A 15,018-nucleotide genomic window follows, 5' to 3' on the forward strand; every position below is an offset into this window, starting at 1 on the left:
CAACATCGAATGTACACCGGCCGCCCGCTCACCCCATTCACCCCTTACCCAGCGGCGGCCGGCTCGGAAATCCCGCCATGTTGCTCAACTGCGCCAGTTCGTTGGCCGCCTCGCGCAACAGCACCGAGTACTCGTGAATCTTCTCGGCCGTCAGCCGTACCCGCGGACCGGCCAGACTGATCACGCCGACGCAGCGCGAGCCGCTCACCACCGGCGTCGCCACCGCCGACATGCGCGGCGCGAACACCTCGTCGATCATCGCATAGCCCCGCACGCGCGCGGCGTGCAGGAAACCGAGCAGCGCCTTGAGCGTCGTCGGCGCGTTGGGGCCGAACTCGTTCGGCTGCCCGAAGCCCTGCTTTAGCACCAGCGCGATCGCCTGTTCGTCGGTCATCGTCATCAGCCACGCGTGTCCGGTCGACGTGCAGGACAGCCGCGCCGCCTGCCCCATGTCGGGATCGTAACGAAAGCCGGTGCGCTGTCCGTCCGCCTTTCCCACCCAGATGATCGCTTCGCCGTCCACCAGCGACAGCCGCGCGAGTTCGCCGGTCTGCGCGGCGACGCGTTCGATGATCGGCTGGGCAATATCCGCGATGCCGGTCAGGCTCAGAAACTCCAGCCCGTTCGAGGTCATCCGCATCGTCAGGATGTAGCGGCTGTGGTCGACCAGTTGCCGGACGTACCCACCGTCGACGAGATCGGCGAGCAGGCGGTGGCAGGTGCTGCGCGGCAGCGACAGCGCATCGGCGATGGCCACGAGGCCCGCGCCTTCGCCTTGCGACGCGAGGAAGTCGAGAATTCGCAGGCCGTTCTTAAGCGACATGTCGCGCGATCTTCATGATGTGAAATGCAGTTCCGGTGCGGAACGCACCGCTTGAGCAGCGCAAACAATAGCACTTGTTCACGGCCGTGACACGAGCGTTTCACCCCATCGAACATCGAGGAGACACCATGTCAGTTCTTGCTGACTCAGACATTGCAGCGGGCGCACGATCCGCACAGACACATCAGATGGCGCGTCGCGCGGTGGCCGGCGCCACCGTCGGCACCGCGCTGGAGTGGTTCGACTTCGCGCTGTACGGCGCGGTCGCGGCCACGCTTTTTCCACGGCTGTTTTTTCCGTCGCTCGACCCGACCGCGTCGCTGCTCGCCTCGCTCGCGAGCTTCTGGGCGGGCCTCGCCGCGCGGCCGCTCGGCGCGGTGATCTGCGGCGTGCTCGGCGACCGCTGGGGACGCCGCAACCTGATGCTGGTCACGGTCTCGGTGATGGGCGCGTCGTCGTTCCTGATGGGGCTGCTGCCCACTTACCATCAGGTCGGCATCCTCGCGCCGACCTTACTGGTCGCGCTGCGCATCATCCAGGGCTTCGCGCTCGGCGGCGAATCGACGGGCGCGCAACTGATGGCGGTCGAACATGCGTCCGCGCAACGACGCGGGCTGTATTCGGGCCTGCTCGGCATCTGTTCGCCGCTCAGCCAGATCCTCGCCAATCTCGCGCTGTTCGTGCTGGCAGGTCTGCTATCGCTCGAAGACTTCGAATCCTGGGGCTGGCGCATTCCATTCCTCGCGAGCTTCGTGCTGCTGTTGCTAGGCGTCTATATCCGCATGAAGGTCAGCGAGACGCCGGCGTTCGAGGCGCTCAAGAAGAGCGGCGAGCGCGAGCGCGCCGCCAATCCGCTCGGCCTCGTGTTCCGCTTCCACTGGCGCACCGCGCTGCGGCTGACGCTGTTCTTCTGCGGTCCGGCCGCGCTGTTCTATCTGATCGTGGTGTTCTCGCTCAGCTATCTGACCAAAAATCTCGGCGTGCCGAAACAGACCGGCTTCATGCTGCTGATGGTCGCCAATGTCTGCGCGATCGTCGGCGCGCTGGCGGGCGGTTATCTGAGCGACCGGATCGGCCGCAAACGCGCGCTGCTGATCGGCTCGTTCTGCACGCTGGTCTGCTGCCTCATCTACTTTCCGATCCTCAATCACGGCTCGATCGGCATGACGATGGCCGTGATGGGCGCCTTCCTCGGCTTCACGCAGTTCCAGAGCGGCATCCAGCCGGTGTGGTTCGCCGAGTCCTTTCCCACCGAGGCGCGCTACACCGGTTCCGCGCTGTCGTACTCCGGCGCCAACCTGCTCACCGGTGGGCCGATGCCGATCGTCGCCGTCGCGCTGCTCAACGCCTTTCACGGTTCGCCGTGGGCCATCGTGCTGGTCTGCGGCTCGCTGAACCTGCTCTCCTTCCTCATGATCGCGGTGTCGCGGGAAACCCAAGGCACCGCCCTCGAACACAGCACCACACATTGACACCATGACACGCAAACTCTTCATCCTCAACGGCTCCAACCTGAACATGCTCGGCATCAGGGAGCCGCATCTGTACGGCAGCACCACGCTGAAGGACATCGAGCAGAACTGCACCGCGCTCGCCGATACGCTCGAATTCGACTGCGTGTTCCGGCAGACCAACAGCGAAAGCACGCTGGTCGACTGGATTCAGGAAGCGTGTCTGCAGGACGCCGCGCTGATCATCAACCCGGCCGGTTTTTCGTTCGGACGGATTCCGGTGCTCGACGCGGTCAAGCTGATCCGCCGGCCGGTGGTGGAAGTGCATATCACCAACATCCACCGACGCTCCGAGGAATACCGTCACTCGACCATCTCGGTGGCGGCCACCGCCGTGATCTGTGGGGCCGGCGCGAACGGTTACCTGTTGGCGATCCGGGCGGCCGACGATCTGTGGCGGCAAGCGGAGTCGAGCGCGGCGCCCGCCTGATTGCGCAGGCGGACTTCGCGAGAAGTCCGCGGCTTCGGGCGAAGCGCGGTCTGCGCTGCGTTGCGTTGCGTTGGCGTGAATAACGGGACCATGATGCTGGCGGTCGATTTGCTGCCACCTCGCGAGCGACGGCAGTGAATCGACAGCCTCCGCGCGCGCACCGCCCACAAGAACCATTCTTCATGGGAGCAATCTGCCGAAAGTCAAGGATTGAAAAATCTATCTGACATGCATGATCGGAAACCAATTTTCAGACTGGCGTCGTTGTTTTTGCCCGCAGATCGCAGAAGGATCGGGACATGAATCTGTTCGCACTGTAATGCAGTGACTGACGATGGTTCAGGAGATTCAATTGGGCAAAAGACAGGCCAAAAAATACTCCTGTTTTCACCGGCCCGTACGTTGCGAATCAAAAAAACAATCAGGCAGGTGAACATGGCGGAATCCGACCGCATAAGCAGGTATCTGACGGGACGACAATCGGCACATCTGAAGCTCATGTCGCGCAAGCAGCAGCGCGTTGACGGGGCGACTGGCAAGCCGAAACCCGCGCCCGACGTGTCGGTCATATCGTGGGAAGTGCATGAGGAAATCTGCGAACCGTACCGCATCAAGACCATGATTTCGACGCGGGAGCCGGTCGGCAGAAAGCAGGTGCTCGGGCAGTTTGTCGAGTTCTCGATCCAGCCCGAGGATGGACGCGAATTACGCCAGTTTCACGGCTTCGTGTCGCGCTTCGATCTGGTCTCCGAATCGCGCGACGGCTGTATTTATCGCGTGGTCGTCCGCCAGCGACTCGCCATGCTCGACGGTCCGAGCAACTGCGTCACGTACCAGCAGATGGCATCGTGGGAAATCATCAAGACAATCCTTGAACGTCACGACATCCGCTTCTGGATGCAGGTCGAACTCCGACTGCGGCGCGAGCATCCGAAACACGACTTCCGCTTCCAGTACAACATGGGCGACTGGGCCTATATCAAACTGGAAATGGAACAGGCCGGCCTGTTCTGTTTCACGACGACCGGCGAGTTTGGCGAAGTGCTGGTCATTGCCGACGATATCGACGGCTACGAACGGCCCTATGTCACCGTGCCTGACCGCCCCACGGCCGGGCTTTCGACGTTCGAGGAATCCATCTTTTCGTTCAGGGTGCGTACCTGCACCGTGCCGGAATCGTTTGTCGTCGCGGACTACAACCCCGACAACGCCTGGGAGGTTCTTCGTGACGAAAGCGACCCGGCGTACGACGACCCGACCATGATCGGCAAGCCCTACGTGTGGGGCACGCATCATGAAGACGCCGAGGGCGCGAAGCGAGAGGCACAGCTGCGGCTCGAGGCCGCGCAGGCGCAGCAGGTCCGCTACAAGGTCAAGTCGACCGTTCTTGAACTCAGGCCGGGGCGCGTCGTGCGTTCGGACCGGCAGCTTGAGGACACGCAACGGGGCATGTTCGTGACAAAGGTCGTGCATAGCGGCGCGCGCGACGCGAGCTACATGAACCGCTTCACGGCCATTCCAGCCGAACGCCCCTATCGCATGGCTATCGATGAAAGCCGGTGGCCCCGGATACACGGCACACTCGGCGCAACGATCTGCTCTCCTGACAAATACAAATTTGCCTATATCACGGCGCGGGGTGAATACGTTGCGCGCTTCCATTGCGACTTCGGCAACTGGCCCAAAGGCGCGGAGAGTGTCCCGTTACGGCTGGCGAAGCCCTTCTCAGGGAAGAACAACACAGGCATGCACATGCCGGCGCTGGACGGTGATGAAGCGCTCGTTGGCTTCCGCGAAGGCAATCCGAACAAACCAATCCTCGTAGGCTTCGTTCCGAACAGTCAGCGCCCCGACCTCATCAATTCGTCACGGCGGCGCATGTCGCGCAACGAAATCCGCACGCAGTCCGGTAACAAGCTGTGGATGGATGACTGGGACAATCAGGAAGGCATCGAACTGAGCACCGAGCATTCGGGGCGCTCGCAGCTTAACCTCGGCTTCATCCCGGACCGTGAACTGAAAGAGCGTGGCGCGGGCGCGGAACTGAGGACTTCGGGTCACGCGGTCGCCCGTGGTGGTGCCGGTGCGATGCTGACGGCCTATAACCAGACGGGTAGCAGCGGCAGGATGCTCGCCATGAACGAGACGGACGCGCAATTCACGGATCATCAGGTGTTGGCCAGATCGCTCGCAGATTCTGCCGCGGCGTCAAAAGCATCCCCCGCCGATCTGGACGCGCAGCAGGCAATTCATGACGGGCTGAAGGAACTGAAGAAGCCAGGCGTTCTGGTCACAGGGCCGGGGCCAGTGGGCGTCGCATCCGGCGACGGCGTACATCTTGCAGCCGACGGCTCAATCATCGGCACCGCGAAGAAAGGTGTGCATTTCAGTACGCTCAGGCGCATTACCGCAGCAGCGGGAGACGTGCTGTCGATGTTCGCTCAGAAAGGCATGAGCCTCATTACGTCAGCGGGTGACTTCGTTGCGCAGGCCCAGCGTGGACGGATGCAACTCGCCGCACAGGAAGATGTGTCCATCGAATCGGTCAACGGTGTCGTTCATGTCAAGGCTGCGAAGGAAATCATCCTGAACGTGGACGGCTCCTACGTGAAGATCAACGGCGGCGGTGTCGAGATCGGTTCACGCGGCGGCGTGCTGTACCGCACGGCTGGCGTAAAGGGGACCGGGCCTGCGCAGATGAATCTCGCCGGCGCGGCGTTCGCTCCTGCCTTCGTGCCGTACACGACAGCGTGTGAAGTGTGGCGGACCAATCCGGCTTTCGTGCCTTCGTCTGCACCAGCGCCCGAACCGAATCCGTCGCAGGGGGAGTCGCTGGGTAACTCGGGTGCGATGTCGCCGGCACCGTCGCCTGTAGGGGCTGTGGCGCCGTCACCGTTCAGCGACCTTTTCTCGCGTAAATCCGCCGATGCTCTACCACCAGGCTCGTCTGCTCATTCACCGTTTGACGGGAAGCCGTCAAATGTAGATTCAGAAGTGCCCAAAGCCAAGGTCACACTGAATAGACCTGAAGATCAGCAGGCTGTCGTTGCGCCTGATCCTATCAAGCTGGTCAACGCCGTTCCCTGCGACTGGAAAATATCGGATCTCAAGTCCGAGGTGAAGCAGCATATCGAAGCCAAGTCGTATTGGGGCATGCTGAATAATCGAACGCCGTGGATGAGTGATGACGGCAAGACGCAATACAGGGGCGGCGGTTCGCGAGATTCATATTTCGAATTTGCATACAGCGAAAAGGACAAGGCAATTACCTGTACAGTTCGCGCGATGATAATTCCAATGGACCTGTATCCCGTCGATCTGAAAGGCGCGCGTGATACATCGGTGTCTACCGACGAAGCAACGATCCCATACGAGTATTCCACTCATTCGACGATGGCACCCGGTTCCATAGTCAACGGGGTAAGGATGGACTACCGCGATGCGGTTGGACCTGAATTTGATGTTAAGGCGTTAATCAGCCGTATCGAGGCGGTGCTGAATCAGGGCGGTTACAAGCTGATCCTGGACAGCTGTTCCAAAGGCGCGGCATGCGGATGCCGGGTGAAGGTCAATTTCAGGGTTGATCTTCGCGTGTCTCCCAAAGGCATACCTATCGCCGGCTTCAAACCCCATGTCACTCTCAAGCTGTTTCCGCTTGTGCTTCGGGCCGATACGGGGTCCTGGGGGGAGAAGCACAAATATAAAGTGAAAAGGCGAATGTTTGATTACCCGGATGCAAATGTGGAAGCGCACGAATGCGGCCATTATTTCAATTTCCCAGACGAATATTACGACCAGGGTGGCTGGCTTCATGAGTCGTATATCAAGAACGAACAGATCGATTTTTCTCTGATCGATACAAAGGCGGGCGCGATGGTATGGCAAGGTCATTCGCAAACCGATGCAACTATGGTTGGCGCCAATGTGATGGGTGACGGTGCTAATGCGGCATTACAGAACGGCCGGGTGACAGCGGCTATCAAACCGTATTACCTGGAGTATGTACGGCGGCAGTTCTCACTAGCGACGAACAAATTGTGGAGGGTTGGTTATGAATCGTAAGCCATGGATCAGGCGTTTCGGGAGTGCGGCCATCGCCTTCTTTGTTCTTGGAAGCAACGTACATGCTGAGACAGTGAACTCGGAGAATCAGGCAATGCAATTTAGCTACACCACAAATGGAGCAGCGGATGGCAGCATCAACAAATATGGAAACAACGAAGTATCCGTTTCGGGGGATGTGCTTCGAGTCCAGATTGGTGATTCTGACGGAGACAGGAATATCAGCGGAGTTGGAATCTATGAGATGAAGTTGAGCGGTGAAAATCTGGAATTCGCCAGACAGATGGCCGAACTGCTCTGCTCTCCGAAAGACCCAAAAAGCGACGTGACGCTTCCCGATCTTTATGTCGCGAAGTGCGGGGGAGAGATGCGGAGCAGTTATATGACGGATTTCAGCCGTCCGGTTGCGATCAAGATAAGTGATTTGATGAACCGGCTGAAATATGCAGGGGTTCAGGATGGGCGGAAAATCGTGAAGCTCGATGTTTCATTGGTATCGATTGATCGTGCCAAGGATGGATTTCTGGTGTCCGTCGGATTCACGAATAGCGGAGACTACCCAATCAGTTTCAAGACGCCCGATAGGTGGGACGCAAGAATGGGCAAGGATAGCTTGGGTGTAGGTGATACAAAGAGCGGCATGGGAGCAAAATTCGGCCTTGATCTGGTCGGTCAATCTCTAGTCGATCCTGACCAGTTTCCCGATGGCGAGGTCAATCTTGCGCCGCGCAGTGCCGTGGTTCTGAAGATGAAGACGCGCAACATCGATAAATTCTCCGCTGGGACCTACGATTTATATACGGGTGCTTTCATGAGCATGGAAGTCGCCGGAATCCGGTCCAGTCTGCTCTATGTCGATTTCCATTCAGACTACAAGAACCCCACCCGCATCACGTTCGACCGCGACTATCCTTCGACACCAGAGGAGCGCGAGCAGTGGGAAGCGATGCAACGCGCCACGATGTCGTTCCAGCCGGTAAAACCTGGTGGAACGTTCGCGGAAGATGGCCTGTATCGCGCGGTGACACTGATTCACGGTATCCGTTACCGCAGCCTCCAGGTCAAACCGTTCAAGGCCGGGGACGTAGCCACTACCGAGAACGTCAAGATGCCGATGGAGAACGGAAACGGCGTCAATTTCAACGGACCGGTGCAGTGGGAGTGGGAAGCTACCGCGCCGACGCCGGTCAAGCAATGGTCGTTCGACACGATCGAGGACACCCGCCAGTTCTGCGCGGCGGGTTCGACCTGTCCACGTAGCGGGCGCTGGGTGGTCCGTATCAAGGAGGGATCGGATTTCCTCCGCCCGGAATACCGCCATGACCTGTCGAGCCTTGTAACGCTGCGACGCGGCCAGCCAATGCCATCCATCAGGGATGCGGACGACCGGGCCGATTGGGAATGGGTGGGAGCCTGAGATGGCAGCACGCGCCCATATTTACGAAGGCGACCGCACTACCGCGCGCGGAACCGTGGCCGATGGTATCGACGGCACCGGCTACAACGGACGCAGGATGGGCTATATCGGCGCACCTGTGACCTGCCCCACCTGCGGCACTACCGGCAGGATTGGCCGTAACGGTGAGCGCTTCGAACAGGACTGGTATGGCAAGGTACCCGCGCTGGAGGATGATTTCTGTCTGTGCGCCTGTCATCCCAACCCCCGGCTGCTTGCTTCGCAGCACGAATGGACAGTTGGTTGACAGGAGGCTGGATGAGTTTTCGCTGGAACCCGCAGTTTCCGTCCGAGCGCGCGGCCTATGAGCCGCTATCCCTCTGGTTCTACTTCCTGCTGTACGTGATTGTCGAAGGTTGCGCGCTCGTCATGGTGGTGCCCGACCTGCCCAAACACGGCTCCATCCCCTGGGATACGGTCCTGCGTTACGCGGTTGCATTGCCGTTTTTCTGCTGGCTGATGCTGAGTTGTACTGCGCACTGGTTTTCGTATGACATCCCGGCGACGCAGGCCGCAGAACATAACTCGGAACGCTGGCACCAGATGACAAGATGGCAGCAGCAAAGCCGTTCAGGCATGGCGGTGCTCGACAGCGTGATCCTCACGCCTGAGCCGGACCTGGCTGAGCGCATGCTGGCACTCGAAGGCACGCCGCCCGAGAATCCCGGCAGGGTCATGGCGCTGGGAGACATCGTGGCGGCGGACGACGGCTCGCGTCTGACCCGCCTGCTGGATGCGCTACTCGCACCGCTGGCCGCGAGACTCGCACAGGCTGCGAAAGGGGAATCGTTCGAGATCGTTATACAGTGCGACCACGAGGCACTGTCCAGTGAAGTTCAGGAGGCATGGAGCAGGCTGGAGCTACCGGGGAAACCCGTCGTACGCTGGCTCGATAACACCCGTTCCCCTGGCTTCGCGGACATGTGGTTCGAGAGTGAGACCCGGCGCTACTGGTATGAGCAGGACAGGACACCGAAGTATCGTCTCATGATGGCCTGGCATCTGAACAAAAGCGGGCCGGACGCGGAGCATAAGGATTCCGAAGCGGCAGTGGCACTGCTGCTCGGGTCACGTGAACTCATGTCCGGGAAGCCTGACCTGAAGCATCAGGCGTGGCTGCTGCGCCAGATTACCGGCGATGCCGACCGGGTAGACGAATCGCTGGCGTTACTGCTCAAGGCAGGTCAGGTGCCCGCTGAACGTATCCGACACTTCTGGTACAGCCGACTCAAGGGGTTGGCACAGCATGCGACCCTTGGCGCTATCCGCGAGTCCGGCCTGAAGCTGCAAGCGCACGCGCTCGATCCGGCTATCGGCCCGCAGGCTCCTGTGGCGCGCTGGGTGATTCAGGCGCTGGCCGCGAAGATGGCGTATTTCGGCCAGGGCCCGCAACTCATTGCGCTGCCTCACGAACTGGGTGTCGCGCTGAACCTGGTGGTGAAAGAACCGGCTCCGGTAGACGTGCCGTGGAAAGAGGAATACGACTACTTCCGGGTACTGGGTCCCGAATTCGGCGCGCTCACGTCGTTCTGGATCGTGAGCATGCTGCTGTCACCCGACAAGGGCTGGAGTTCGACGGATACGCTGGTTACGTGCCTCATCATCCTTTTGATAGTGGTGTTTTTCTTCCTGCGTCATCGTGGTCTTTTCTCGCGGATGGTGGAATCGACGATGGACTTTGTCGCGAGCATGATTGGGTGATGCCCCACCTCACTCACTCGCCGGCCACGGCAACCCCTGCGCCGACCAGTCCAACTCCACGCCGATCACGCAGCGCCCGCTCGCCAGTTGCGCGGCGAGTGTCACCGCGATGCAAGGCCGTCCGCTCGCGAGCGAAAGATAAGGATTACTGGCAATCGCGTCGCCCGGGCGCAGCACCGCGTTGCGGAAATACGGCCGATGGTCCCAGCGCGCATCGCGCGGATTCGCGACCGGCTGCAGCGACGCCACGTCCTCCGACCATGCCGGGCCGCGCACCTCGTGGCCGATCTGCCGGCCGGTGTCGTCGAGAATGAAGCAGCTGATGCTGCGCCCGAAACCCGCGAGCGTCGCGAACGCCTCGTCCACCGGCACGCCGGCGCGCAGCGCTTCGGCCGCGCCGCGCAGTTCGCGCCGGTACGGCTCCACTTCGGATTCGAACAGCGCGTGCTGGCGCGCGCGGCCCTGTGCGATGACGTCGAACGCCTCGTCGATCTGCCGGCGCGCCGACTCGGGCGACGCGATCTCGCGCGCGGGCCGGCCAAGCAGATAGCCCTGCGCGAAATCGACATTCGACTCGACCGCGAGAATCAGCTCCTCGGTCGTTTCGACGCCTTCGACCACCACCAGCATCCCCGCCTGGTGCAGCAGCGACACGAGCTTCGGCAGGATCGGCTGGCAGGTGCCGTGAGTGGTCGCGCGGATCAGCTCGCCGTCGAGCTTCACGAGGTCCGGGCGAATCCGCAGCAGCCGGTCGAGGTTCGACTGGCCCGCGCCGAAATCGTCGACGGCGATCAGGAAGCCATGCCGGCGATAACGCTCGGCCGCGCGCGACATGTCGTCGACGCTGCCGCCGTGCGACTCGAGAATCTCCAGCACCACGCGCTCGGGTTCGAGCCCCACCGCGCGCACGACTTTGGTCAGTTGATCCGCGTAGCCTTTGGCGATGAAGGTGGACGGCAGGATGTTGAGGAACAGCCACGCATCGCCGGGCAGGAGATGACGCGCATTGCCGAGATGCACCGCGTGACTCGCGCGGTCGAGCGCGCCTTCGTCGTTCGACGACGGCGCGAACATCACCATCGGCGGCACCATCGTGCCGTCGTCGTGCTCGCCGCGCAGCAGCGCCTCGAAGCCGACCTGCTTCTGATGCGACAGGCTGTAGAGCGGCTGGAAGTGCGAAATCAGCTGCATATCGTCCCAGCGATAGCGCGCGGTGCTGCGCCCCACGCCGGCGTCGCGCAACGCGAATACGTGGTCGAGCGGCGACAGCGGCGCGCCGGGCGCCGGCGCGCGCTCCGCGCACACGCGGTTGCGACCGGCGTGCTTCGCGCGCAGCAACGCCTCGTCCGCGCGATCGAGCAGCACCATGAAGCTTTCGCCGCGACGATGGCCGGCGACCCCGAAGCTCGCGCTCAGATGACCGTCCGGACGTTCGATCGCGGCAATGCCGGCGCGCAACCGCTCCGCGAGCCGCAGCGCGCCGTCGAGGTCGACATCGAGCAGCACCGCGAACTCCTCGCCGCCGATGCGGCTCACGCTATGCCGTGGCAACACGGCATCGAGCAGCACCTGCCCGACCTGGAACAACGCGTGATCGCCGACCGTATGGCCGAAGCGATCATTCAGCGACTTGAAGTTGTCGAGGTCGAGAAAGATCGCGCTGACGTACTCGCCGGGCGCCAGCGTATCGAGGCGCTCCTCCGCGTGCTTGACGAACGCGCGACGATTTTGCAGGCCGGTCAGCGGATCGGTCGCGGCGAGCTGCGCCAGCCGGCTCTCCAGCAGAAAGTGATTGCGGCGGAAATAGTAGAAGCCGAAATGAAACACCGCCGAAGTCGGCGCGCCGATCGCGATCACCCATGTCCACACGGCGGCGTCGACCTCGTGCGCGGGCCAGTTGCCGAGCAGCAGCGCGAGCGCCGCCGCGTAGAACAACACGCTGCCGGCGATGAAATGCGCGGGCGTGAGCCACAACGGCGCCGCGCAGATCGGAATCACGACGAGCGCGGGCAGCAGCCACAGCAACGGCTGCGCGACGCCGACCGCATTCAGCGCGATCCCCCCGATCAGCACCAGCACGTACGCGACGCCGATCGCGCCGAAGCTCAGCGTCGAGCGCGCGCGAGGAATCGCCAGCACCAGCAGCGCAAGCACCAGCGCGCACAGCAGCCGGTAGCCGAGCGGCGCGGCGGGCCCGTTGACGAGCATGCGCGCGACCAGCATGCAAAGAAACGCGACGACGGTAAAAGCCATCGTCACGGTGGAAAGCGGCCGCTGGTGTTCGAGCGAGCGCTGGTGAAAGCGCTCGCGCGCACCCGATTCGGGCTGGGACTGGGTGGGAATGGCAGACATCATCGCTATCGGGCTAGGGGGCTGGGAGGCTGGGGTTCCGGTCACTCTGCCTGTGCTTATCGGCACATTCCCGCCAAACATTTATGGCCACGGTGATACGAAGCGGAGTTTCGCTCTCTGCCATCACCCTGGCATCGTGTTTCGCCTCGACGGAACGGCCAGCGCTGCCCGAGCTGCCCGAGCCGCCGCCTCCAAGCCAATCTCAAGCCAACCTCTACGCCGGCAGCGGCAGCCACACCGCCGGCATCACCCGCGCTACCGTGCGAGCCGCGCTACGCCGCCATCACGCGGTCGCGCCCCGCCGCCTTCGCCGCATACAGCGCGCGGTCGGCGCGCGCCATCAGTTGCGCGAGCGATTCGCCGCGCCGCAGTTGATCGACGCCGACGCTGAACGTGTAGCGCAGCCCGCGCGGCAGCCCGGCCGGCGCGCCGGTCGCGAGCCGCGCGCGCAGCCGCTCGAACAGCACCACCGCCTCGGCGGCGGTGGTCGCCGGGCACAGCACGCCGAACTCCTCGCCACCGAGGCGCCCGAACACGTCGCCGACGCGCACCTCGCGCGCGACGAACGCCGCGAAGTGCGCGAGCACCTGATCGCCGGTCGCGTGACCGTGGGTATCGTTGACCGCCTTGAACGAATCGATGTCGACGATCGCGATCGCCACCGGCGCGTTGCTGCGCAACGACGCGTTCAGCAGCGCGCCGCCGATCTCGAGGAACGCGCGCCGCGACAGCGCGCCGGTCAGGTCGTCGACATTGGCAAGCCGTTCGAGCCGCTCGGCGAGGCGATCGTGCGCGAGCATCACCACGCCGATCGACAGGAACGGCAGCGCCAGCACGCCGAGCGCGAGAAACACGGTGTTAGGCAGCGACACCTGCATCAGATTCGTCTGCACCAGCAGGTCGAAGCCGTACATGAGGCCGCGCGCCGTATGGCCGACGCACAGCAGCAGCGCGGCGCTCGCGAGAAAGTAATAGCTGTAGCGCGGCCGGCTGGCCGGCCGCCCGCGCAGCATCAGCACGCCGAGCGCCGCATAGAGGCTCGCGTGATACGCGGACACGAGCGCGACGCGCGCGTTGAAGTTCGGCGCGACGAAGGTCCAGTAGACGATGCCGAGCAGCACCGCGACGAGCCCCGCATAGGCGAGCCACGGCCGCGCACGATGGCCGAGGAAGCGCAGACAGCCTTCGAGCACCAGCAGCAACGCGACGGCGAGCAGTTCGTTGGCGGCGACGAGGCTCAACCAGCGCGGCGCCTGCCCCTGCAACGCGAACGCGAGCAGCGCGACGATGGCGAGCGCATTCGCGGCGATCCAGTAGCCGACGCCCGGAATCGCCGCGCGCCACAGCGAGCCGAGCACGGCCATCGCCATCGCGCCCGACAGAACCGTGACCAGTAACAGAATGAGTGGATTGAGCATGACGAATCTGTTTGAATCGAACCGTATCGCCGATGCCGCGCGCCGGGCAGACTGTTTTTATTCGGCCCATACGACGGCGAATGAGGCCGACATACGAGGCCAGCCAATAACGCTCCCGCTCTCGCGTCGGCCATCCGCTCAATCGGTCGAGCCGGCATTCACCAATCAATACGCGCGATTAATACGCATAGTCGCATTGACGCATAGTCGCATTGCGAGTGTTTTGAATGCCGCGTCGCATTCGCCGCTTGCCGCGGAAAGCTTTGTGCCGTAACGGGAAAAAGCCGGAAAAAAATGCTGCCCCGGATCGTACCCCACACAGCGCAAGAAGATGCAAGAGGCTTGCCACCGCGAGCCGCTCGCGCCGCTTCAGTTGCCATGCCATCGATTCCATTTTTCCAGCACACGCAAACGTTAAACGTTCGGCGCGCTTGTCCGTTAATACACCTATAGCTGCGAAATCTTTTTGCAGTATGCATAGCGCAAAAACGTTTCAATACAAGCCATGCAGCAAAAATTACGTAATTGGCCGTCGTCAATTACACGTTGTTATATGCATCCGCTGACGAATGGAAAGTGGCTAAAAGTTAGTGTCTTAAGTAGACTTCCTACAAAGCGTGGCGGGCAGACTAGACAATGCAGTAGAAATGACGTAGATGCGTCGCGATTCCTTGCCATCCTTCTCCATACTTACTGGCCACGCCGCCTATGCGGCACAGGTGGTCACCACTTCCGGAAAACATGGTCCCAATTCTCGACTACCTGCTGGAACGCCAAATCTCGCCGCAGTGGCGCGGCATGCTGAGCGCGTTGGCAAGCGAGTTCGAAGCACAGATCGGGCGCGACGAACTGCGCCAGTTGATGCGGCGCGTGGGCAGCCGCTTCGCGGCCGCGCATCCGCTGCCCGCCTGTGCGTCGACGGTCGAGCTCCAGCAGGCGTTGAATTACTACTGGCACGCGATGGATTGGGGTTACGTCGAACTCACGGACGAAGCCGAGTCGCTACGCATCGTGCACTATTGCGCGCCGTTGCCCGCCTTCGGCGAAGCAGCGCTCGCGTGGACGCCGGCGTTTCTCGAAGGCGTCTATCAGACCTGGTTGAGCGCATTGGGCGCGCAGGGTTTGTCGGTCGCGCAGACGAGCGCGTTCGGCGAGGACAGCGCGCTCGAATTCCGCCTCGGCCGTCATCCCGCCTGAACAGACGGGTCGACACATCGACGAACGAACGTACGAATTAACGGCGACGCTCACGCGCACCGTGCACG

The 15,018-nt window shown here is 62.2% G+C and carries 11 protein-coding genes; 8 read left to right on the top strand and 3 right to left on the bottom strand.

Annotation, left to right across the window (positions count from 1 at the left end; all coding sequences use genetic code 11):
* Positions 1-37 precede the first annotated feature (37 nt).
* A complete protein-coding gene (locus tag HHL14_RS04470; protein WP_169496377.1) occupies positions 38-823 on the bottom strand; it encodes an IclR family transcriptional regulator in 786 nt (261 codons plus the stop codon).
* A gap of 188 nt (positions 824-1,011) precedes the next feature.
* Between HHL14_RS04470 and HHL14_RS04475 the strand changes: the two genes are divergently transcribed.
* From HHL14_RS04475 to HHL14_RS04500, 6 genes are all read left to right on the top strand, one after another.
* On the top strand, positions 1,012-2,295 hold the full coding sequence (locus HHL14_RS04475; RefSeq protein ID WP_169496824.1) for an MFS transporter: 1,284 nt from the start codon (positions 1,012-1,014) through the stop codon (positions 2,293-2,295).
* 4 nt (positions 2,296-2,299) lie between these two features.
* Positions 2,300-2,764: a type II 3-dehydroquinate dehydratase gene (locus HHL14_RS04480; RefSeq protein ID WP_169496378.1), complete on the top strand. Its 465-nt coding sequence runs from the start codon at positions 2,300-2,302 to the stop codon at positions 2,762-2,764.
* Positions 2,765-3,199: 435 nt separating this feature from the next.
* Complete coding sequence (locus HHL14_RS04485; protein WP_169496379.1) at positions 3,200-6,826, top strand: type VI secretion system Vgr family protein; 3,627 nt, start codon at positions 3,200-3,202, stop codon at positions 6,824-6,826.
* Complete coding sequence (locus HHL14_RS04490) at positions 6,816-8,243, top strand: hypothetical protein (RefSeq protein WP_169496380.1); 1,428 nt, start codon at positions 6,816-6,818, stop codon at positions 8,241-8,243. The genes HHL14_RS04485 and HHL14_RS04490 overlap by 11 nt, the downstream gene beginning before the upstream one ends.
* A 1-nt stretch (position 8,244) precedes the next feature.
* A complete protein-coding gene (locus HHL14_RS04495) occupies positions 8,245-8,529 on the top strand; it encodes a PAAR domain-containing protein (RefSeq protein ID WP_169496381.1) in 285 nt (94 codons plus the stop codon).
* An 11-nt stretch (positions 8,530-8,540) separates the two neighbouring features.
* Positions 8,541-9,983, top strand: a complete 1,443-nt coding sequence (locus HHL14_RS04500) for a hypothetical protein (protein ID WP_169496382.1) — start codon at positions 8,541-8,543, stop codon at positions 9,981-9,983.
* A 9-nt stretch (positions 9,984-9,992) separates the two neighbouring features.
* On the opposite strand, the gene HHL14_RS04505 is transcribed toward HHL14_RS04500, so the two are convergent.
* Positions 9,993-12,335, bottom strand: a complete 2,343-nt coding sequence (locus HHL14_RS04505; RefSeq protein ID WP_169496825.1) for an EAL domain-containing protein — start codon at positions 12,333-12,335, stop codon at positions 9,993-9,995.
* 272 nt (positions 12,336-12,607) lie between these two features.
* Positions 12,608-13,753, bottom strand: coding sequence for a GGDEF domain-containing protein (locus HHL14_RS04510; protein WP_169496383.1), 1,146 nt, complete (start codon positions 13,751-13,753; stop codon positions 12,608-12,610).
* Between HHL14_RS04510 and HHL14_RS04515 the strand changes: the two genes are divergently transcribed.
* Both HHL14_RS04515 and bcsD read left to right on the top strand, forming a co-directional pair.
* On the top strand, positions 13,752-14,027 hold the full coding sequence (locus HHL14_RS04515; protein ID WP_169496384.1) for a hypothetical protein: 276 nt from the start codon (positions 13,752-13,754) through the stop codon (positions 14,025-14,027). The genes HHL14_RS04510 and HHL14_RS04515 overlap by 2 nt on opposite strands.
* A 467-nt stretch (positions 14,028-14,494) precedes the next feature.
* Positions 14,495-14,950: a cellulose biosynthesis protein BcsD gene (gene bcsD / locus HHL14_RS04520; RefSeq protein ID WP_169496385.1), complete on the top strand. Its 456-nt coding sequence runs from the start codon at positions 14,495-14,497 to the stop codon at positions 14,948-14,950.
* The last annotated feature ends 68 nt before the right edge of the window (positions 14,951-15,018 follow it).

Source organism: Paraburkholderia antibiotica, assembly GCF_012927125.1.
GTDB lineage: Bacteria > Pseudomonadota > Gammaproteobacteria > Burkholderiales > Burkholderiaceae > Paraburkholderia > Paraburkholderia antibiotica.